General features: G+C 69.1%; 17 protein-coding genes and 1 pseudogene. 6 read left to right on the plus strand and 12 right to left on the minus strand.

Going from position 1 to position 19,759, the window contains the following annotated elements:
- Positions 1-163: 163 nt before the first annotated feature.
- The 3 genes from H3C53_00870 to H3C53_00880 all read right to left on the minus strand — a co-directional run bounded on the left by H3C53_00870 (position 164) and on the right by H3C53_00880 (position 2,327).
- Complete coding sequence (locus H3C53_00870; GenBank protein MBW7915229.1) at positions 164-988, minus strand: tetratricopeptide repeat protein; 825 nt, start codon at positions 986-988, stop codon at positions 164-166.
- Positions 985-2,043 carry a GntR family transcriptional regulator gene (locus H3C53_00875; GenBank protein ID MBW7915230.1) on the minus strand — a complete coding sequence of 353 codons (1,059 nt, stop codon included), beginning with the start codon at positions 2,041-2,043 and terminating at the stop codon, positions 985-987. The genes H3C53_00870 and H3C53_00875 overlap by 4 nt, the downstream gene beginning before the upstream one ends.
- Positions 2,044-2,117: 74 nt before the next feature.
- A complete protein-coding gene (locus tag H3C53_00880) occupies positions 2,118-2,327 on the minus strand; it encodes a tautomerase family protein (protein MBW7915231.1) in 210 nt (69 codons plus the stop codon).
- A gap of 481 nt (positions 2,328-2,808) precedes the next feature.
- Here H3C53_00880 and H3C53_00885 point away from each other — a divergent pair, with 481 nt between their 5' ends.
- The 4 genes from H3C53_00885 to H3C53_00900 all read left to right on the plus strand — a co-directional run bounded on the left by H3C53_00885 (position 2,809) and on the right by H3C53_00900 (position 7,272).
- Positions 2,809-4,386 (plus strand): hypothetical protein, encoded by a 1,578-nt coding sequence (locus H3C53_00885; protein MBW7915232.1) that lies wholly within the window; start codon positions 2,809-2,811, stop codon positions 4,384-4,386.
- A 74-nt stretch (positions 4,387-4,460) separates the two neighbouring features.
- On the plus strand, positions 4,461-5,408 hold the full coding sequence (locus tag H3C53_00890; protein ID MBW7915233.1) for an ABC transporter permease: 948 nt from the start codon (positions 4,461-4,463) through the stop codon (positions 5,406-5,408).
- A 38-nt stretch (positions 5,409-5,446) separates the two neighbouring features.
- Positions 5,447-6,280 carry an ABC transporter permease gene (locus H3C53_00895; protein ID MBW7915234.1) on the plus strand — a complete coding sequence of 278 codons (834 nt, stop codon included), beginning with the start codon at positions 5,447-5,449 and terminating at the stop codon, positions 6,278-6,280.
- 8 nt (positions 6,281-6,288) lie between these two features.
- Complete coding sequence (locus H3C53_00900) at positions 6,289-7,272, plus strand: D-2-hydroxyacid dehydrogenase (protein ID MBW7915235.1); 984 nt, start codon at positions 6,289-6,291, stop codon at positions 7,270-7,272.
- Positions 7,273-7,301: 29 nt separating this feature from the next.
- Here H3C53_00900 and H3C53_00905 read toward each other — a convergent pair whose 3' ends face one another.
- The 6 genes from H3C53_00905 to H3C53_00930 form a co-directional block, all read right to left on the minus strand.
- Positions 7,302-8,192, minus strand: a complete 891-nt coding sequence (locus tag H3C53_00905) for a carbohydrate ABC transporter permease (GenBank protein ID MBW7915236.1) — start codon at positions 8,190-8,192, stop codon at positions 7,302-7,304.
- Positions 8,192-9,121, minus strand: coding sequence for a sugar ABC transporter permease (locus H3C53_00910; protein ID MBW7915237.1), 930 nt, complete (start codon positions 9,119-9,121; stop codon positions 8,192-8,194). The genes H3C53_00905 and H3C53_00910 overlap by 1 nt, the downstream gene beginning before the upstream one ends.
- An 81-nt stretch (positions 9,122-9,202) precedes the next feature.
- The gene (locus tag H3C53_00915; protein MBW7915238.1) at positions 9,203-10,504 is read right to left on the minus strand and encodes an extracellular solute-binding protein; all 1,302 of its coding nucleotides are present in this window, start codon (positions 10,502-10,504) and stop codon (positions 9,203-9,205) included.
- Between the two features lie 133 nt (positions 10,505-10,637).
- On the minus strand, positions 10,638-11,045 hold the full coding sequence (gene msrB, locus H3C53_00920; GenBank protein ID MBW7915239.1) for a peptide-methionine (R)-S-oxide reductase MsrB: 408 nt from the start codon (positions 11,043-11,045) through the stop codon (positions 10,638-10,640).
- Between the two features lie 37 nt (positions 11,046-11,082).
- Complete coding sequence (locus H3C53_00925; protein MBW7915240.1) at positions 11,083-12,402, minus strand: ABC transporter permease; 1,320 nt, start codon at positions 12,400-12,402, stop codon at positions 11,083-11,085.
- Between the two features lie 87 nt (positions 12,403-12,489).
- Positions 12,490-13,236, minus strand: a complete 747-nt coding sequence (locus tag H3C53_00930) for a VOC family protein (protein MBW7915241.1) — start codon at positions 13,234-13,236, stop codon at positions 12,490-12,492.
- Between the two features lie 236 nt (positions 13,237-13,472).
- On the opposite strand from H3C53_00930, the gene H3C53_00935 reads away from it, so the two are divergent.
- Positions 13,473-14,468 (plus strand): tellurite resistance/C4-dicarboxylate transporter family protein, encoded by a 996-nt coding sequence (locus tag H3C53_00935; GenBank protein MBW7915242.1) that lies wholly within the window; start codon positions 13,473-13,475, stop codon positions 14,466-14,468.
- 46 nt (positions 14,469-14,514) lie between these two features.
- Positions 14,515-15,834 carry a hypothetical protein gene (locus H3C53_00940; protein ID MBW7915243.1) on the plus strand — a complete coding sequence of 440 codons (1,320 nt, stop codon included), beginning with the start codon at positions 14,515-14,517 and terminating at the stop codon, positions 15,832-15,834.
- Between the two features lie 98 nt (positions 15,835-15,932).
- Here the strand turns inward: H3C53_00940 and H3C53_00945 are convergent.
- The 3 genes and pseudogenes from H3C53_00945 to H3C53_00955 form a co-directional block, all read right to left on the minus strand.
- A pseudogene (locus H3C53_00945) lies at positions 15,933-17,180 on the minus strand (DUF4910 domain-containing protein).
- Positions 17,181-17,239: 59 nt separating this feature from the next.
- Positions 17,240-18,553 carry a polysaccharide pyruvyl transferase family protein gene (locus tag H3C53_00950; protein MBW7915244.1) on the minus strand — a complete coding sequence of 438 codons (1,314 nt, stop codon included), beginning with the start codon at positions 18,551-18,553 and terminating at the stop codon, positions 17,240-17,242.
- A gap of 7 nt (positions 18,554-18,560) precedes the next feature.
- Positions 18,561-19,748 carry a DegT/DnrJ/EryC1/StrS family aminotransferase gene (locus H3C53_00955; protein MBW7915245.1) on the minus strand — a complete coding sequence of 396 codons (1,188 nt, stop codon included), beginning with the start codon at positions 19,746-19,748 and terminating at the stop codon, positions 18,561-18,563.
- Positions 19,749-19,759: the final 11 nt, after the last annotated feature.

Below are 19,759 nucleotides of genomic sequence, written 5' to 3' on the forward strand. Positions count from 1 at the left end.
CAGGCGCGTGACCGACTGGCTGACGAGCTTCGGGCGGGCCGTGGCGGTCGGCTGAGCCGGGCGCCGAACCGGCCGAAGGGCCGGCTACCCCAAGAGGGCGCCCAATAGGGCGCCCAATAGGGCGCCCAAGACGCCCACGATCGTCAATCGGCGTCCCAGGAACTCAGGCGCCCAAGCGCGCCAGGTCGACTTCCGACGCGATGGTGCCGAAGGCGGCGTGGTGGCCAACGGCGACGACACGTTCGAACACCGCCTTGGCCTCCTGGACCCGCCCGTTGTAGTAGTACCAGTTCCCGACGCCGTAACCCTGCGTCGCGAGCGTCTTCTTGTCCCCATCGGTGGGGGAGAGTACGCTCTCGGGTTCGGCTCGACCCTTGTAGAGTTCGACGCGACGGTAGTAGGACGGCTCATTGACGTGCAAGTCGAGGCTCGTCGCCTCCAACAGGCGGGCGGCCTCGTCCGCGCGGCCGGCCCGCCGCAGGCTCATGTACAGCCAGTCGGTGGTGGCGACGGTCATGTCGTCGTCAACGCAGAGCTCCAGCGCCTGCGCGTACTTGGCCACCGCCTCGTCGAACTCGCCACGCAGGTAGTGAGCCAGGCCGTAGTGATACCAGGTGCTCGATAGGAGGGTTCCCTTGTACACGTCGCGGAGACGCTCGAGGTTGGTCGCCGTGATGGGTGTCGGTGTGACCAATAGCCGCGGTTCGTGCCCGAGGATCAGGCGCTCGACCTCGGGCATGAGCTCGGCCTGGTAGTACTCGATCTCGTCTGCTTGACCCTCCAGCAACGCGACGGCCTTCGCGAAATCGTCGACAGCGGCTGCGAACTGCCGCAGCGACACGTTGAAGTGGCCACGGTGGCGGTACAGCATCCCGGACCGAGGGTGGTTGGCGATGCCGTCCGAGAGCACGCGGACGGCCTGGTCATGGCGGTCCTGATACGAGTAGACCTTGGCGGCGAGCATGTAGCGAAGCGGTTCGGCGCTCATTCTGGTGGATCTCCTTGGGGTAGGACTCGGACGCCAGTGGCGGTCCCGGAGGGGAAGACCGAGGCTTGGAACGTGGTCGGGCCGTTAGGTGCCGTCAACATGGCGCGGAGCCGGCCCGCGGACTCTTCGGTGAGCGTGAACTCGAGCTGGAAGCGGTGCGACTCCTTCACCCCGCGGCGTTCGAGGTGGGGCATCATGCCGAAGGTGTACAGGTGGGTAGCCGCGGAGTGCTGGTCCCAGGCCTCGGCCGGGGAGGATTCCGTCAGGACCGCCAGCCCGCGGACGTCAAGGTTGCTGTACTGGGCAAGGAGCGTGAGGGCGCTGCCGACGTTGCGCGACTCCGTGACGAGCACGTGGGCCGAACTAGGCGTGAGCCGGCCGAGACTCGCCTTGGTTGCGGCTGTCAGTTGCGCCGTTATCCCGACCACTTCGCTTCGCAAGGAATGGGTCCTGAGTGCAGCGTCGACGCGAGGGACGAGCGTGCTGAAGGTGAGGGTGAAGTAGGCCTCGGCGTAGGCCGCGACCGTGGCCGCTTCGCCGCTCTCGAGGTGCTTTATCGAGGCCGAGTGGAAGGTCGGCACGACGCTGGCGGGAAGGACTTGGGCGACGAGGCGCGAGTACTTATCAGCTGCCGGGACGCTGGGCATGACCATGACGAGGGGCACTCGCCGCAACTGGCGTTGGAGTTGGGTGCCGAGGTGCTGTCTGACTCCGGCCGCGTCGAAGCCAAGAGCGTATGCGCGCCCCACGAGGTCCGCTAGCGCCTCTGTGAGTAGTGACTGCCGCAACTCGAGTCGGCTGGTCTCCGTCACCGCGGAGGACACGAAGGTGCCGCGGCCCCGGCGGCTCTTGACCAGGCCTTCTTGCTGCAGCGTGCGGTAGGCGAGGGCGACGGTGCCGGAGTTGATCCCGTTCTGCCCCGCGAGCTCTCGCACGGGGGGGAGCTGCGCCCCGGCGACGAGTTCGCGGCTGATGATGAGGTAGCGGATCTGATGCACAACCTGCAGGTAGAGGGGGATGTGCTCGTCGTCGGTCAGGAGCAGGGCTAGGGGCACCGGACCGCCCCGTCCAGGTGGTGGGGGCGTCGTAAGGTTCGGCGCCCCCACGGTAGGCGACATGGCCGGTTACGTCAGTGGGGAAGGGTAACGCCCTGCTCGGCGGCGCGTTGGGTGAAGGTCTTGCCGCCTTTCCCCCAGACGTCCATCGGCAGTTCGTAGAGGATGACCTGGGTGCCCTCGGAGAGCGCTCCGTTGGCGACCATCACCTCGGTGATCCCCTTGATGATTGCATCGCGCTGCTCTTGCGAGCGGCGCCCTAGTTCGACTCTCACGATTGCCATTTCGCTCCTTCGCGGCCGCAGCTACGCGGGTCTTCGTAGATGTCTGGCTCACCAGCGGATCCCCGCTGTGAACCTCCGACTTGAACTGGCCCGTCTGCCTGGCGGCACCCACCGCTGCGTCGCGGGTCTAGGCTTCGTCTTCCACTTCCTGTCGTTGAGCTGTGTATCAATGTACTGGTACGCAGACCATATCGCTTCGCTTCGCTCGAGTCAAGGCCAGGAGTTGGTGGACGGCAGCAGCATCTCTTGGTTCACCGCGCTCGTGTAAATTGCCGTCTGGCGCGGACGGAACCCTGGTCTCGTCCTGCCCGCTTCGGCCCCCTGCCACACCGCATTGACAAGCGAGCTCCTCGCCGCGCATGATGCGGGGCGTACTGGTACACCGACATGCGTTCGGGCAGTTGGACAGGTTGCCGCGCACGTGGCCTAACCCGTGCCCACGCCCCGCACCCACGGGACCCGAACGACGAAAGGACACGGCATGCGCATCGCCCTCGCCCGGTTCATCTCGGTCATGCTGGTAGCCACCCTGGGTGTGACCGCCTTCGCGCAGGAGACACCCACCAAGCGCGGCGGAGTGGTCCAGATCCCGCTGGCGACCCAGCCAGCGACGTTCAACCCCATCCTTCCTTCCGAGCTCGCCGCCGCCATCATCAACTGGACGATGTTCTCTCCCCTCACGGCGGTCAACCCGTGGACCAACACGCTCGAGCCCTACCTGGCCGAGTCGTGGGAAGCCGACGCCGACCTCACCACCTGGACCTTCCACCTGCGTGACGGCGTGCGGTGGCACGATGGCGTGCCACTCACCGCCGCCGACGTGAAGTTCACGTTCGACCGTGCACGCGACCCCGACGAGGGAGCGAACAACGCTGCGGACTTCGCCAAGGTGGTCTCTGTCGACGTCGTCGACCCGCTCACTGTCAAGGTGACACTCGAAGCGCCCGACGCCTTCTTCGCCGCGCGCCTCGCGCTCGGGGGTAACGAGATCATCCCGGAGCACGTACTGGGTGGCTATGACCTCCTGGCCGACGCCGTCGAGTTCAACAGTAAGACGCCGATCGGGAGTGGGCCGTTCAAGATGGTGCGCGCGGTCCCGGGCTCCTACTTCGAGCTCACCCGCAACGAAGACTTCTTCCTTGGAGCTCCCTACCTCGATGGCCTCGTCTTCCGCGTCGTGCCCGACGGCAACACCCGCGTGACTCAGTTGCTGACCGGCCAGCTCGACTGGGTCGACATCGAGCCGCCACAGCTTCCGGCCGTGAGCAAGGTCCCGCACGTCCAAGTCACAACCTTCGACAGCCTCGGATACCAACTGTTCGCCTGGAACCTTCGCAACCCGTTGTTCCAAGACACCCGGGTTCGCGAGGCGATGATGTACGCCGTCGACCGACGCAGCATGATCGCGACCGTCTCGCCCGGCCTCGGTTACGTCGATGACGTGTACATACCCCACAGCATCGATTGGGTGCCGCGTCCCGACGTGCAGTTCCGCGAGTACGACCCCGCCAAGGCTCTAGAACTCATGGCGGAGGCCGGCTGGACCAAGAACGCTCAAGGGATTCTGGAGAAGGACGGCGAAGAGTTCTCCTTCTACATCCTCGTCGACCGTGGTGACGTGCAGCGTGAGCAGATGGGCCTGATCCTGCAGCAGTACTACCAAGATCTCGGAATGAAGGTCGAGTACGTGCTGGCGGAGCGCGGCGGCCGCTGGCTGGAGGAGACTCAGAAGCGCACGTTCGACACGCGCCTGGCGGCCTTCCCGATGCCGAACATCGATTGGGCGCAGCGCCTCTACACCACCGATGGACCGTACAACTCGCAGTCGTACTCCAACGCCGAAGTAGACGAGCTTTTCTCCCAGGTCCTCGCGACGATCGACCAGGACGTTCAGGCGGCCCTACTCGAGAGGATCGGCGAGCTGCTTTACCGGGATCCGCCCAACATGGTCCTGCTCTTCCGCGAACGCATGACCGCTTCGAACGCCAACATCGGCAACATCCCGCCCAACAACATCAAGGACAGCATGCCGTACTCGCACCTGCTGTTCCGCCGCTGAGGTCGTAGCCCTCTTAGGGTGGTGGAACGCTTCCGCGATCCACCACCCCCACCCTGACAGGACGCGCGAAGAAGATGGCCGAATATCTGGCGAAACAACTCGTGGCCAGTGCATTGGTGCTGTTCTTGGTCATGACGGCCACCTTCTTCCTGGTGAAGATGGCGCCCGGCCAGCTCAGCATCCTGGCCGACCCGACGATGGACCCGGCCGTCGTGGCAAGCGTCGAGAAGCGCTTCGGACTCGACCGCCCACCCTTCGAACAGTACCTGCGGTGGGTGTCTCGCATGAGCCAAGGGGACTTGGGCACTAGCCTGGTCTACGGTCGCCCCGTTCTAGCGATGGTGACGGAGCGGTTGCCCGCCACCCTGCTCCTCGGCCTTGTCGCGCTCAGCATCACGGTACTCATCGGTATCCCGGCCGGGATAATCGCGGCGCGTTGGCCCAACTCGATGGTCGACCAAGCGCTGAGCTTCGTGGGAATCGTGGGCCTGGCGACACCCAACTTCTGGCTGGGCATCCTCTTGATCATCCTCTTCTCCGTCAAACTGGGTTGGCTGCCAGGGTCCGGCATGCAGACCATAGGACAGCCGTTCTCGCTCCTGGACCGTGCGAGCTACCTCGTGCTTCCCGCGATCGTGCTGGCGACCTCGACCACCGCCGAGATCATGCGCTATACGCGCTCCAGTTGGCTGGAAGTCATGAACCAGGATTACGTTCGCACCGCCCGTAGCAAGGGCCTCGCCGAACCGCGGGTGCACCTCAAGCACGTGTTCAAGAACGCCCTCATCCCGGTGCTGACCATCCTCGGGCTCGCGTTGCCTCGCCTCGTGGGCGGCTCCGCCATCGTCGAGTCGCTCTTCAGTTGGCCGGGCATCGGCTCGATGGCGGTCAACGCTGCCGTGAGCCGCGACGCCACCGTGATCTTGGGAACGACGCTCTTCGTGTCGGCCGGGGTGATCGCGAGCAACCTGCTCATCGACGTGCTATACGGCGTGGTCGATCCTCGCATCAGGTACGACTGATGCCTGCGAGTGCGACAAGCCGGCGCACCGCTCTTCAGGTGTTCCTTGCCAGCCTGCGGCGCAACAAGTTGGCGCTCTTCGGTGGGGCGTGGCTCGTCCTCACCTGTGGAATCATCCTGCTCGAGCCGCTACTCCCCTTGCCCTCGCCAACGCGCATCGACCTCGCCAACACGTTCGCCCCTCCCAGCGCAAGCCACCTGCTGGGGACGGACGAGAACGGGCGCGACGTTCTTGCCCGCCTCATCGACGGGGGCCGCGTATCGATCCTCGTGGGTCTGGTAGCCGCCCTGCTCACCATGATCGTGGGAGGAACGCTAGGGGTGGTGTCGGGATACGCCGGCGGCGCGATCGACCGGGTGATCATGCGGGTCACGGACGGCGTCTTGTCGATCCCGGTCTTCTTCCTGCTCTTAGCGGTAGTAGCCCTGTTCGGCTCGAGCATCACGGTGCTGGTCCTCGCGCTCTCGTTCACACGCTGGATGGGTCCGGCGAGGTTGATCCGCGGCGAGATCATGCGGGTCAAGGAGTTGGAGTACGCGGCCGCAGTGAGGGGCCTGGGCGCAGGTCATCTACGCATCATGTTCCGCCACCTGTTGCCACAGGCGATGCCGTCGCTGATAGTCGCCACCTCCATCGGCGTTGGGAACGTCATGCTCGTCGAGGCGGGCCTTAGTTTCCTCGGGCTGGGCATCACTCCTCCGACGCCCTCGTGGGGCAACATGCTCACAGCCAGCCAGTTCTACATGTGGTCGGCGCCGCAACTCGCCGTCTACCCCGGATTGATGATCCTGCTGACCGTGCTGGCGTTCAACGCCGTTGGCGACGTCATCCGTGACACGCTCGACCCTCGCCGCCGCGCCGGTGGGGAGTGAGGAGTAAGGTGTCGGGTCACGACCAAGAAGCAAGACAGTTCCACGTGCTGGTGAGTCACATATACGAAGAGCACTATGTCGAGGAACTCAGGCGCCTGTTCCCGGCCGTTGAGTTCACGCAGTTGCCGCCAACGGCGCCGTGGCCCGACCGGACGCCGACCGCGGACGCCATGTTGTATGCGGGCCTTAGGAAGCCGGACTTGAGTGCGCTGCTTCGGCACGCGCCGCGCCTCAGATGGCTTCACACCGGTTCCGCCGGCTTCGATTGGGTGATGGTCCCTGAGATCGAGGCTCAGGGGATCGTCGTGACGCGGTCCGCAGACGTGATGAGCATCCCGATCGCCGAGTTCGTCCTTGCCGCGATGTTGAGTCACGCCAAGAACCTGGCCCGGTTAGCCGAAGCTCAAGCGCAGCACGAGTGGATCCTCCCTCTACATCAAGAACTGCACGGCAAGGAGGCCCTCGTCGTTGGCGCAGGCAGCATCGGAACGCGTGTGGCGGGGCTTTGTCGTGCGTTCGGCATGCGGGTGGTCGGCGTGAACCGCAGCGGAGACATGGTCCCGGGGTTCGATGCCGTCCATGGCGCCGACTCGCTCGATGGTCTGTTGCCTAGCGCCCATTACGTGGTGCTGACGGCCCCCGGGACCAGCGAGACTCGAGGGATGTTCGGCTCCCGGCGTTTCTCACTCATGCGCCAGGGCGCCTACCTTGTGAACGTGGCGCGCGGCAGCCTGGTGGTCGAGGACGCGCTCATCGCCGCGCTTGCCTCGGGCCGGTTGGCGGGGGCCTGCCTCGATGCCTTCGCCGTTGAGCCGCTTCCTGCCGACAGCCGACTGTGGGAGACGGAAGGCGTGCTCGTGAGTCCCCACACCTCGTACCGCACGCCCGAGATCCGCCGTCGGGTGTTCGAGGAGTTCGCGGCTAACCTAGGTGCGTTCATGACAGGTGCCCCGTTGAAGGGACGCATGCGCAACCCCGAGCTTGGTTACTGAGGCGCGCACCTGTGGCCGTCCCCGACGCGCTACTTGCTCTGCGACAACGCGAACCCGCGCATGAACTGTTCCTGCAGCAGCATGAAGACGAGCAGCGGCGGCAGGATGGTGATGAGGGCGCCGGCCATCACGTAACCCCACTGCACCCCCTCGCCGGTCCCGATTATGAGGTTCAACCCCACCTGGACCACCTGCAGCTCCTCGCGCCGGATGATGACGCGCGGCCACAGGTACTGGTCCCACACGTAGACGAACTGGATGACCGCCAGCGCGCCGATGGTGTTGGCGCTCATGGGGACGAGTATGCGGGCGAGGAAGCGGAGGGGGCCGGCGCCGTCCATCTTGGCGGCGTCCGCCAGTTCGCGCGGGATGGAGAGGAAGTGCTGGCGGAAGAGGAAGATGCCGGTGGCGGACGCTAGGAACGGGATGGTGAGGGCGAGGAAGGTGTTGGACCAGCCGAAGCCGTGCGGGAGCGGTTGGAGGAACACCTTGGCGGGGTTCTGCAGCCACGCCCAGAACGCCGCCCACGACGCGGGTGGTCGCTGCGAGATGAGGTCGAAGAGGGGGACGATCAGGACCTCGGTCGGCATCATCAGGGTCAGGAGGATGAGGATGAAGACCAGCCCCTTGAACCGGAAGTCGAAGTAGACGAGGGCGAGGCCTGCCAACAGCGCGGTGAACGTCTTGCCGAGGGTGACGACCAGCGCGATGAAGAGCGAGTTGCGGATGAACATGCCGAGGCGGGCCTTCACCCACACGGCCTCCACGTTGGCGATGAGCTCGCTGCCGGGTACGAGGCTGGGGGTCAGGACGGCGGCGTTCGACTGCGTCGACTTGATGAGCGCGAAGAGCACCGGGGCCATCACGAGTAGGCACGCCAGGCCGAGGAGGAGGTGGATGGGCCAGCGCCGGGGCAGCATCACGCGCCTCCGTAGTACACGCGCCGCCCGCCGAAGCGGAACTGCAGGATGGTGATGAAGCCCACGAGCAGCAGGAGCACGACGCTCTCGGCCGCCGCGAAACCGAGGTTGGCGGCGCCGCCGAAGCCGTCCTGGTACACCTTGTAGATGAACGTGGTGGTGACGCCCGCCTGGTCGAAGGGCGGTGAGCCGACCGGTCCACCGGCGGTGAGGATGTCGATGAGGCCGAAGGTGTCGAAGAAGGCGTACACGAGGTTCGTGAAGAAGAGGAAGAACGTCATGGGCGAGAGCAGCGGGAAGGTGATGGCGAAGAAGCGTTGCAGCGGCGTGGCGCCGTCTATCTGCGCCGCCTCGCCGAGCTCGGCCGGCACGTTCTGCAGCGCCGCCAGGTAGAACACGATGTTGTAGCCGAGGTTCTTCCAGATGGCCGCCATGCTCACGACGGCGAAGGCCAGCAGCGGCGTGTCGAGCCAGCGGGGCTTGATGCCGAAGGTGGCGTTGAGGAGCTGGTTCACGACCCCGACCTCGGGGTTGAACATGAACAGGAAGATGGTGCCCGCCACGGCGGGGGAGAGTGCGAACGGCCAGATCAGGAGTAGGCGGTAGACGCGCGCGCCCTTGACCGGCTGGTTCGCGAGCGTCGCCAGCGTGAGGCTGACGGCGAGGCCGGCGATCACGACCACGCCGCTGAACAGCAGCGTCTGGAGCAGCACCTGGCGGAACCCGGGCGCCAGGACGCCCGTGAAGATGTTGCCGAAGTTCTCGAGCCCGATGTACTTCTGCGTGCCGAGGAACAGGTTGCTGCGGTAGAGGCTGAGCACGAACGACTGGATGACGGGGAAGTACAGGAAGACCAGCAGGATGATCAGGGTCGGCAGGAGCAGCAGCCACGGCAGGGAGCGGCTCCTGAAGACGGGGCTACCTCTCATGCGCACCTTCCGGAATCAGCGAGGGGGCCGCCGCGTGCGTCACGCGGCGGCCCCCGAAGGGACTCGGGGTCTGACCGAGGGTCAGAAGTTGGCGTTGTACTCGGCGAGCGCAGCGTCGGCGAGCTTCTTGGCCTCCTCGAGCGCGGAGTCGACGCTGGCGCCGGCCAGCACCTTCTGGATGGCCTGCTCGACGATGGTGCGGGTGGCCTGGAAGGTGCCCATCAACGCGCCGGCGGTGGCGGTGTTGGGGATGGTCTCCAGCAGCTGATCGAAGGCGGTGCTGGCGTTCGGGAACTCCTTGAACCAGCCCTCCTCGCGGAGGAGGTCGACGCTGCTCACGCGCACGGGGTAGTAGCCCGTGGCCTTGTGCCACGACACCATGTTCTCCGGGTTGGTCATGTAGAGGACGAAGTCGCGAGCGACGAGGAGTTCCTCCATCGGGTGGTCGCGCACGACCCACACGCTGGCGCCGCCTATCACTACGCCGTTGCGCGTGGTGCCGTCGGGGATGGGCAGCATGCCCGTCACCATGTCGAAGCCGCCGCCGATGGCGTTGGTGATGTTGACGAGGTCGGCCGTCGAGGTGATGTGGAACATGACCTTGCCGTTGGTGAAGATGGCGTCGGAGCCGTCCCAGTCCTCGAGCTTGCCGGTGTAGGTGTAGTAGCCCTTGTCGTTCATCGTCTTGAAGAAGTTGAAGACGTTCTTGACGGCGTCGGAGGTGAGCAGGACCTCGGTGGCGCGCGCCGAGCGGCCGTTGTCGTTGTTGGTGAGCATGGCGCCCTGCTCGGCCACCCACTGCTCGAGGAACCAGCCGTTGAGGCTCACGCCGAAGCACTTGACGTCGGACGTCAGGACGCCCGCCGCCGCGGCGGCGTCGCACGCGGCCTCGATCTCGCCGAAGGTGGTGGGCACGGCGGCGACGCCGGCGGCGTCCATCAGCGACTTGTTGGCGTAGAGGATGGGGCTGGAGGAGTTGAAGGGTATCGAGTAGACCTGCCCGCCGATGGTGTAGTAGTTGAGGACGGGCGCGATGTAGTCGGCGGTGTCGAAGTCGCCGAGCTCGCCGACGGGGATGAAGATGCCAGAGTCGACGGCGATCTGGCTACCGACCTCGTACAGCTGCACGAGGTGCGGCGGGTTGCCTTGGCGCGCGGCCAGGACGGCCGCCTGCTGCGTCTCGGGGTAGCTCCCCTTGCGTTCTCCCACCATCACGTATGGCCGGCCGTCCGCGGCGAGTTGAGCGTTGAACTCGCTCATGCGATCCTGGATCCAACCGGAACGGTTGGCGTCGCTGAAGGCGTACCAGAACTCGATCTCCGTCTGCGCCAACACCATCGACAGCGTCATGAGGGCGACAACGGCAACGACGATCCGCTTCATTCCTGACCTCCCTTGGGCCACGCGAAAGCGTTCCCCACGCGGTCCGTTTCACTAGACGTTACGGGAGTCTACCACCTGCCGCCCGCTCGAACGCCGCAGGGCTCGGGTCGGGCGTGGCCGTCTCGCGACCGACTCAGTCGCGCGGGTCGAAGCTCAGGGCAACCGAGTTGATGCAGTAGCGCAGTCCGGTGGGCGCCGGACCGTCCGGGAACACGTGACCGAGGTGGGCGCCGCAGCGCGCGCAGTTGACCTCCGTGCGCAGCATGCCGTGGCTGCGGTCCTCCGTGGTCGTGACGCGCCCCTGGCTCGCCACCTGGGAGAAGCTCGGCCAGCCGCAGTCGGAGCGGAACTTGTCGCCGCCCTCGAACAGGAGGGCGCCGCACACGACGCAGTGGTAGGCGCCGGCGGCGAAGTTATCCCAGAACTCGCCGCTGAAGGGCGCCTCGGTTCCTGCCTCCTGCGTGACGTGCCAAGCGAGGGCGCCGAGGCGCGCGCGCAGCTCGGCCGGCTTCTCCGTGCGGGTCTCCTCGTCTCTGCTCATGTCGCGAGTCTAGGTCGCTCGCCCCGCCGGCGGTGGCTCACTCGTACCTGAGCGCGTCTATCGGGTTCTGCCGCGCCGCCCGGCGAGCCGGGAGCGTCCCGGCGAGGAAGGCGATCGTCATCACCACCAGCGTCACCCCGAGGACCTGCAGCGGGTCGAACGCGAGCACGCGCAGCCCGGACAGGTCGGCGAGGGGGCCGCGGGCGAGCCTGTCGCTCACTATCGTCCCGAGGGCGATGGCCGCGAGCGCCCCCACCGCGCTGCCCAGGAAACCGATGACCACCGCCTCGGTGGAGAACAGCGCGAATATGCGACCGGCGCCCATGCCCATGGCCTTCATCAACCCGATCTCGCTGGTGCGCTCCTGCACCGCCATGAAGAGCGTGTTGACGATGCCGAAGCCCGCCGCCAAGAGCGCGATGCCCGCGAAGGCGTTGAGGACGCCCACCAACCCCATGATCACGCTGTTGACGGCGCCGAGCTGGTCCGCCAACGTCCGCCCCAGCATGCCGTGCTCGCGCAGGGCCGCCTTGAGCGCCGCGACGCCGTCGCGGCCGAGGGACGGCGTCATGTGGATGGTCGCGCCGCGGAAGACGCCGGTCACGGCCGCGGGGAGGCCGGTGGTCTGCGCGGCGTACAGGGCGTCCACCAGCGGGGTGGAGGCGGCGACCGCGTCCCCGAACAGGCTTGGTTGCTGTACTCCCGCCACCACGGCCTCGACGACGTGGAGCTTCGCGAAGCGGTCGGCGACGCCGATGGTGAGCGTCGCGCCGACCGCCTCGGCGGGGGAGGCGAAGCCCAGGGGCGTCACGTAAGCCAGCGGGAGCAGCAGCTCCGGCAGAGGAGCCCCGCCCCCGCGCGGTTCACTCACGCCGGCGGGCGAGATCTGCGCGCCGGCGGCCAGGTCGACGGTGAGGCCGCTAGGGGCGGGGGAGACGAACAGCTCGTAGCGCTTGCCGTCGCCGTGCTGAACGTACCTGGGCGCCACCAGCCGGACGGGCTCCACGCTGGCGACCCCCGGCAGGCCCCTCATGAGTGCGAGGTCGGCCTCGTCGAGCGCCTCGAGGTTGAAGCCTGGTCCGACCTGGATGACGGCGCGCTCGGGGTCGTACTCCTTGGGGCCGTCCGTCTGGCCGAAGGCGCCGCCGTCGCCCGACGACTTCGAGACCGCCATCAGGTCCTGCCCGCCCAGGCCGAGGATCTGACCGTCGATGTAGCGCGTGATGCCCGTGCCGAGGCCGTTCGTGAGTGTGAGCGTGAACGCGCCGACGAAGATAGCCAGCGCCGTGAGCGTCGTGCGGACCTTGCTGCGGAAGGTGTTCTGGATGGCCGTGGCGACGAGCTCGAGTGGCGTCACGGCAGGCATTGTCGCACACGCCCGCCGCCGCGCCGGTCGCCGGCTCGCGCCCCGACCAGCCCGGTGCGGGTGCCTAGCGCCGCGCTCTCATGGGTTGACGACCGCGAAGCGCGCCCCGTTCTCGTCGGCGCACACCGCGACGCGGCCGAAGGGGGAGTCCGTCGGTCCGGAGAGGACGTCACCGCCGCCGGCCTGCACGGCCGCCACGGCGGCGTCCGCGTCGTGCACCTGGAAGTAGACCGTCCAGGCGTCTTCGCCGGGGTCCGAGGCGCGCGCGCTCACGCCGGCGACCGGCTTGCCGCCGAGCTTCAGGAGCTGCCCAGGCCCGGACTCGCGGGCGGCGCCCTCGAAGCCGAAGAGCGCGCCGTAGAACGCCACCGCGGCGGGAGCGTCGGTCACGCTGACGTCGCACCAGACGAAGGCGCCGTGCTCGGCGCGCGCGGCGAAGCCGTGGTTGTGGAACGCCTGCCACATGCCGAAGCGCGCCCCGCCGGGCGCGACCGCGGCCGCGATCATCGCCTGCTGCGGGATCTCCGTTGGCTCCATCACGATGACCGCGCCCAGCTCGTTCGCCTTTGCCACGGCTTTGCGCACGTCGTCGACGGCGAAGTAGACGGTCCAGTCGGCCGGGCTGTCGGGGCTGGGGAGGACGCCGAGGCCGGCCGCGGCCCGCCCCGCGTCGAGGGCCGTGTGGTAGTAGGCGAGCTCGGAGGGCGCCACGCGGTACTCCCAGCCGAACACGTGCTGGTAGAAGTCGGCCGCGGCCGGCACGTCGGCGGCGGTGACGTCTGCCCACACGGGCAGCCCCTGCTGGATGGCGGTCTTCTCGACCATGACTACCTCCTGGCGCCCCCTGGGGCGCCCTGGCGCGCCAGGGCGCGCCCGCGGGCGCCGCGGTCGTCGGGGACGGCCGTCACCAGTACCTTAGCGCGCCGTCGGCGCTAGACTTCCGGCATGACCACAGGGGCTAACGGGAGGTGGTGAGCGGGCGCAACGGTGCCCCGGACGAGGCCGGCGCAACCTGGCGCCGGCGGCTGGCGCGCCTGCCGCCCGAGTCGTTCGCGCTCGTCATGGCCACCGGCATCGTCGCCAACGCCATCGACCTGGTCGGGTTGGGCGGGGCCGCGCTCCTCCTCACCTGGCTCAACCTCGTCACCTACGCCGCGCTCTGCCTCCTCTACCTCGCCAGGCTCGCACTCTTCCCCCGCAGGGTCGTGGCCGACTTCGTCGATCACCGCCGCGGACCCGGCTACTTCACCTGGGTGGCCGCCACCTCCGTCCTAGGGGGCCAGGCGCTCCTGCTCCTCGGCGACCGTCCCCTCGCCGTGGCCCTCTGGTGGCTGACGGCCGGGCTCTGGCTGTTCGTCACCTACGGCTTCTTCGCGGCGGTGACGCTGGGGCGGCGCAAGCCGCGCCTCGACCAGGCCATCGGCGGGGCCTGGCTCCTGGCGGTGGTGGCCACGCAGTCGGTCGCGCTCCTCGCCGGCCAACTGGGGTCGACCGGTTGGGGCGGCGCGGACGCCGCCTTCGTGGCGCTATGCCTCTTCCTGGCCGGAGGCATCCTCTACCTACTGGTCATCGGGCTCATCTTCTACCGCTTCACCTTCCTGCCCCTCGACGCCGCCCACCTCGCCCCGCCCTACTGGATCAACATGGGTGCGCTCGCCATCGCGACCCTGACGGGCGCGACCCTCCTCGCTCACCGCGCCGCCGAGCCGTACTGGGCGGGGTTGACGCCCTTCCTGCTCGGCTTCACGCTGCTCTTCTGGGCGTTCGGGAGCTGGTGGATCCCACTGCTCGTGGTGTTCGGCAGCTGGCGGCACCTGGTGGCCCGCTACCCGCTCGAGTACGCGGCCGAGTACTGGGGCCTCGTGTTCCCGCTCGGCATGTACTCCGTGGCAAGCCGCCAACTGGCACTCCACGTCGGCGTGGAGCTTCTGGGTTGGGTGGCGGACGCGTTCGCCTGGCTGGCGCTCGGCGCCTGGCTGCTGGCCTACGGCGGCATGTGGGCGTCCGGCTTCGGGTCGGGCTGGGGTCGAGGGCGGCGCCGGCCGGGTCGGCGGTGACGGCTACGACGGGCGGGGGGCGGCGCGGGTGAGACGATAGCGCCTGATGGCGCGCCTGCTGCACGTCGTTCATTGCGTCGACACGGAGGGACCGCTTCACGAGTCGCTGGAGGCGACCTTCGAGCGCGTGCGGGCCATGACGGGCGTGAGCCTGGCGCCGAGCCGACAGAACCTCGCCGCCCTGCAGGCCGGCGCCATCGACTTGGGCGGCAGCGAGGAGGCGGTGCGCGTGGCCGTCGCCCCCCGGCTGCTCGCCTACAACGACGACTGGGGCAAGGTCGACGCCATGCTCGACGAGCTCATGAGCCCCGCCTACCGCCTGCGTCACGCCGACCCCGCCGGCCGGCCGTGGACCTTCAACTGGTTCTGCGTGGACCACGTCGGTTACGACGTCAACCCCCGGCGCCGCGACATCGGCTACCACAACGTCTTCGACCATTACCGCGCCCGCCTGGCCGCGGCGGGCGGCCCGGACGAGGTCCACTGGCACGCCCACCCCATGCCCCCTTCGCGCGAGGCGCACCGCAACGCGACGTCCTACCTGCGCTCGCCGCACGTCTTCGAGACGCTGGCGCGTCGCATCCTCGAGCGGGAGTACTTCCCGAGCGTCTTCAGGCCCGGCTTCCACGTCGAGCGGCCCGACAGTCACTGGCTGCTCGAGCAGTACGTGCCGTTCGACTACGGCAACCAGGCGATGCCCGCGGGCGGCATCGAGGAGGCGCAGGCCGACCTGGCGGGCGGCCGCTGGGGCGACTGGCGCAGGGCGCCCGACGACTGGTCGCCCTACCACCCGGCGCACGACGACTACCAGGCGCGCGGCGCGTGCCGGCGCGTGATCTTCAGGTGCCTCAACGTCGGCACCCGCCTGCGGCTCCTGGACGAGGCGGAGGTGCGCCGCGCCTTCGCGCGCGCTGCCGCCGGGCGCACCACGGCGCTGGCCTTCACGGACCACGACTTCAGGGACATGCGGCCGGACGTGACGTTCGTGCACGAGCTGGTGCGCCGCGTGGCGGCCGACTTCCCCACCGTCGAGTGGCGCAACTCCGGAGCGCTGGCGGCGGCGCGTTCGGTGCTCGAACTCGCGCCACCCGGCCCGCTCGAGCTGAGCGTGAGGGTCGAGACCGGGGCGGGATCGGCGCGCGTCGACGTGGCCGCCAATCACGCCATCTTCGGGCCGCAGCCGTTCTTCGCGGTGCGCACGTGGGGCGGCGGCTACGCCTTCGACAACCTCGACGTGCAGGAGCCGTTCCGTGCCTGGAGCTACGTGTTCGACGAGCAGACCTTCCCGCCGCGCGCGGTGGAGGCGTTCGGGTTCGGCGCCGCGGACGCCTACGGCCAGACCGTGGCGGTGCGCGCGACCCTCTGACGGGCACGAAGCCAGACCGAGGACGGCCCGGCGGACGCCGGACCCCGGCGGACGCCGGACCCCGGCGGGCGCCGGACCCCGGCGGACGCCGGACCCTCTCAGGCGGCCTCGATGAGCCCGGCGCCTACACAGCGCGCCGCCGCCGCGTGCAGCTCCCCGAGGGCGATGCCGCTGCGCTCGTGCACCGCCAGCAGGTCGTGCTCGCCGTCGGCGAAGTTGAGCACCCAGAAGATGGCCTCCTGGGCGCCCACGTTGCTCGCGCCGACCGTAAGGTCCGGGTAGAGTCCGCGCCGCCCCAGTTGCGGCTCGCCGTAAGGCGCCAGGCTGCGGTAGCTGGCGCCGCCGATGTCGACGGCCCGGCACCACGCCTCGCAGGCGTCCACCGACTCCTGCAGCCGCTCGAACGAGATGAAGGCCTTGTCGTCGTCCGACGTGTGGTACTCGGGGTAGGTGCCGTACGCGCTCCGCATCAGGCTCCCGACCGGCAGCGCGAAGCCGGGGGAGGAGTACTGGCGTTCGTCGGAGCCGAGCGGTGAGAAGTCGCGCCACCTGGTCCCGCCGAAGGCGGGCAGCGCGACCCGCGCCGCGCGGTCGCCGAGGGCGTCGCCCTGCCGCGAGCGCTTGTAGGTCAGGGGCGCGCGGTCGCCGAGGCAGGTGAGGACGAGGCCCGCGTCGACGTGCGCCACGAGGTGCTCGCCGTGCAGGCTCAGGTAGGCCAGCGCGCCTATCGTCTCGGGGCCGAGCACGAAGCGGTAGCCGAGGCGGCGGGTGGGCCAGGCGGCCAGCCGCGCGTACAGGGCCGCGGCCACGAGCGGTCCGGAGAGCTCGTTGTTGGCGAGCGACGGGTGGCAGGTGTACGTCGACAGGAGCACCTCCCGCCCTGACGCGCCCGGCAGCAGGCAGTCGGACAGCGTCATGGACCCGCGGAACGTCTCCGTGTCGACGACCACCTCGTACTCCCCTTCAGGCAGGGCGTCGCGGCGCCGCTGCGTGAGGCAGAAGCCCCAGCGCGGCGAGTAGTAGGAGGTGGCGTAGGGGACGGCGTCCGGGCGATCGGGCAGCGAGTAGAGGTGGCGGTCGAGCTCCGCGCGCGTCAACCTGCCCCTGAACGCCGTCGAGTAGCCGAGCAGGTGCAGGTTCGAGTCGGCGTGATCGACGACCCTGGTGCCGTCCGGCCCGACGACGTAGGCCGCCCTGACGCGCCACTCGTCGGGCACCGTCCAGTCGAAGGCCCGCGTGCCGCTCGCGACCTCGAGCCTCGTCAACGGCATCGTCTCGCCCAGGATGTCGTGGGTGCGCCTGACGCCGTCGCCGGTGAGGCTGCGCGGGAGCGGCCACAGCCGGTCGAAGGTGGCCTCCAGCCAGGCGCGCTCGGCGCGCCGCGCGGCCGTGTCGGTCACGCGGCTCACGCGGCCGCGCTCACGGCGCGCTCGTCGGTCCCGGCGGTCGGCGCCGCGCCGCGACTCAGCGGGACGAGGCCGGGGAGCGCGGCAGCCTCGAGCCGGTGCTCGGCGGCGGCCGCGCGCAGCCGGGCCCGCAGGGCGTCACCTGCGAGCCGGTGCTCGGCGACCAGGGCGGTGACCCGCGCCACCGACCCACCCAGGTCGAGCGCGTCTCCGGCAGGCTGGGGCATGCCGAACTCCTCGGCCAGCGCCCGCAGCTTGTGCGAGTTGGAGCTGAGGGGCACGAACGGCGTGCCGCCGAGGAGCGCGAAGATGGCCGGGTGCCAGCGCCCGCCCACGTAGACGTCGGCTCCCGCCAACACGTCGAGTGCTTGCGGCACGGGCGTGGCCAGGCCGATGAGCGGCAGCCCGAGCTCGGCCGCCAACGGTCGGAACAGGCGCTCGTCGGGCAGGTCCGAGGCGGTGAGCACCACCTGGGTGCCGGCCGCCAGCAACGCGGCGGCCAACGCCGCGAACCCCGCGCGCGCCTCAGGGGAGCCCGCCGCGCGCACCAGGAGTGCGCTGCCGCCGACGGCGACGTACGGGCGCCCCGGGTCGAAGCGCGCCCGGTCGGGCCACACGTCGAAGTAGCCCGGCCGCCGCGCCTGGGGGAGCCACTCGTCGCGCGGCGACGGCGTCAGGGTGAAGGCCGCGTCGGGCACCAGGCGGCCGCCAGGTAGGAAGGCGGCGCAGGCCGCGAGCGACAGGCCGTCGCGGAACGTGACCAGGTCGAGGGTGGGGTAGACGCGCTCGGCGAAGGCCGCCATGGCCGGGTCGGCCAGGTCCGCCGTGTGGTTCACGAGGCCCACCCACTTGCCGAGCCGCTCCTTGGCTACGTGCGCCAGGAGCATGAGCGCGCGCCCCTTGCGTTGCGCGCCGTACACGGCGCCCTCGCCGTTCACCACCACGCCGTCGACCGGCCGTAGCCGCTCCAGCATCGATTCGAGGATGGCGCCGGCCAGCATCCGGTCCTCGGCGCGCTCCAGGCCGGACCGGTCCGCCGGGACGACGTCGGGCAGGTGCGGCCTTACCTTGTCGTACGCCGTCGCCGCCAGGGCCCGCACGAACGGCCGCCGGGGACCGTAGCGCGCCAGGAAGGCCGTGACCCGGCGCGTGCTGCGGCGGTCGGCGGGCGTGAGGCCCTGCAGCTCCTCCAGGTAGATGGTCGTCACGACCTCGTGCCCCGCCCCCTCGAGACCCTCCCTGAGGGCCGTGCTGGTGGCGCGGCAGCCCCAGTTGGGGTTGTGGGAACTGTCGTTGACGAGGCAGAGTCGCATGGCGTGGTTACCTGGTGGCCTCCGCCATCACCTCGGCGACGATCTCACCGGCCGTGTGGAGCGTCTCCTCGGGCAGCGTCGGGTGGACCTGGAACATCAGCGACGTCTCGCCGAGCTCGTGAGCGACATCGAGGGTGGCGGTCGGGGCGCGACCGGTGGTCGCGAACGCCAGCTCGCGGTAGACCTCGCTGCAGCTTCCCACCAGCACGGGCACGCCCGCCTCGTAGATGGTGGTCTGGACGCGGTCGCGCGTCCAGCCGGCTCGGAGCGTCTCTGGTCTCACGTAGGCGTAGAGCTTGTAGTAGGCGTGTTCGCTGCCCGTGGGCGGCCGCGGCACCCGCAGGCCGGGCAGCGGCTCGAGGTGGGAGCGCAGGATGGCGGCGTTGCGGCGCCTGTCCGCCACCGACTCCTCGAGCCGGGCGAGCTGGATGCGTCCGATGGCGGCCTGCACCTCGGTCATGCGCCAGTTGGTGCCGAACGACTCGTGCAGCCAACGGTAGCCGTTCGGGTGCTGCCTGTTGAAGACGGCGTCGTAGCTCTTGCCGTGGTCCTTGAACGACCAGGCGACCCGCCACGAGCGCTCGTCGTCGAGGGCGAGCAGGCCCCCCTCGCCGCCCGTGGTCATGATCTTGTCCTGGCAGAAGGAGAAGGCGGCGGCGTGCCCGATGCTCCCCACCGGCCTGCCGTGGTACGCGGCGCCGTGCGCCTGCGCGCAGTCCTCGATCACGGTGAGGTCGTTGGCGGCGGCCAGTTCGAGGATCGGGTCCATGTCGGCGGGCCAGCCCGCCAGGTGGACCACGATGATGGCCTTCGTGCGGGGCGTCAGGACGCGGTCGATGGTCTCGGCCGTGATGTTGCCGCTGTCGGGGTCGACGTCGGCGAAGACGGGGGTCGCGCCGCGCATGACCGCGGCGCTGGCCGAGGCGATGAACGTCCGCGGCGAGGTGACGACCTCGTCGCCGGGTCCCACGTCGAGCGCGACGAGGGCGAGTTCCAACGCGACGGAGCCGTTCATGACGGCGACGGCGTGGTCGCGGCCGAGGAACGCCGCGTACTCTCGCTCGAACGAGAACACCTCCTGGCCGGTCCACTGGTTGACCTTCCCCGACGTCAGCACGCGCTCCACGGCCGCGATCTCGTCCGGCTCGTAGTGGGGCCAGGGGGTCCAAGGTGCCCGCAAGACGTGATGGGTCATCTGGGCCATAC

The sequence above is a fragment of the Trueperaceae bacterium genome, from assembly GCA_019454765.1.
In the GTDB taxonomy this organism is placed as follows: Bacteria; Deinococcota; Deinococci; order Deinococcales; family Trueperaceae; genus JAAYYF01.

What these genes read in the sequence shown, in the direction of transcription:
- H3C53_00910 (MBW7915237.1), bottom strand. Translation starts at nt 9,121, where the DNA reads ATGAGAGGTAGCCCCGTCTTCAGGAGCCGCTCCCTGCCGTGGCTGCTG.
- H3C53_00935 (MBW7915242.1), top strand. Translation starts at nt 13,473, where the DNA reads ATGGCCACCGGCATCGTCGCCAACGCCATCGACCTGGTCGGGTTGGGC.
- H3C53_00885 (MBW7915232.1), top strand. Translation starts at nt 2,809, where the DNA reads ATGCGCATCGCCCTCGCCCGGTTCATCTCGGTCATGCTGGTAGCCACC.
- H3C53_00915 (MBW7915238.1), bottom strand. Translation starts at nt 10,504, where the DNA reads ATGAAGCGGATCGTCGTTGCCGTTGTCGCCCTCATGACGCTGTCGATG.
- H3C53_00955 (MBW7915245.1), bottom strand. Translation starts at nt 19,748, where the DNA reads ATGACCCATCACGTCTTGCGGGCACCTTGGACCCCCTGGCCCCACTAC.
- H3C53_00940 (MBW7915243.1), top strand. Translation starts at nt 14,515, where the DNA reads ATGGCGCGCCTGCTGCACGTCGTTCATTGCGTCGACACGGAGGGACCG.
- H3C53_00890 (MBW7915233.1), top strand. Translation starts at nt 4,461, where the DNA reads ATGGCCGAATATCTGGCGAAACAACTCGTGGCCAGTGCATTGGTGCTG.
- H3C53_00880 (MBW7915231.1), bottom strand. Translation starts at nt 2,327, where the DNA reads ATGGCAATCGTGAGAGTCGAACTAGGGCGCCGCTCGCAAGAGCAGCGC.
- H3C53_00905 (MBW7915236.1), bottom strand. Translation starts at nt 8,192, where the DNA reads ATGCTGCCCCGGCGCTGGCCCATCCACCTCCTCCTCGGCCTGGCGTGC.
- msrB (MBW7915239.1), bottom strand. Translation starts at nt 11,045, where the DNA reads ATGAGCAGAGACGAGGAGACCCGCACGGAGAAGCCGGCCGAGCTGCGC.
- H3C53_00930 (MBW7915241.1), bottom strand. Translation starts at nt 13,236, where the DNA reads ATGGTCGAGAAGACCGCCATCCAGCAGGGGCTGCCCGTGTGGGCAGAC.
- H3C53_00870 (MBW7915229.1), bottom strand. Translation starts at nt 988, where the DNA reads ATGAGCGCCGAACCGCTTCGCTACATGCTCGCCGCCAAGGTCTACTCG.
- H3C53_00950 (MBW7915244.1), bottom strand. Translation starts at nt 18,553, where the DNA reads ATGCGACTCTGCCTCGTCAACGACAGTTCCCACAACCCCAACTGGGGC.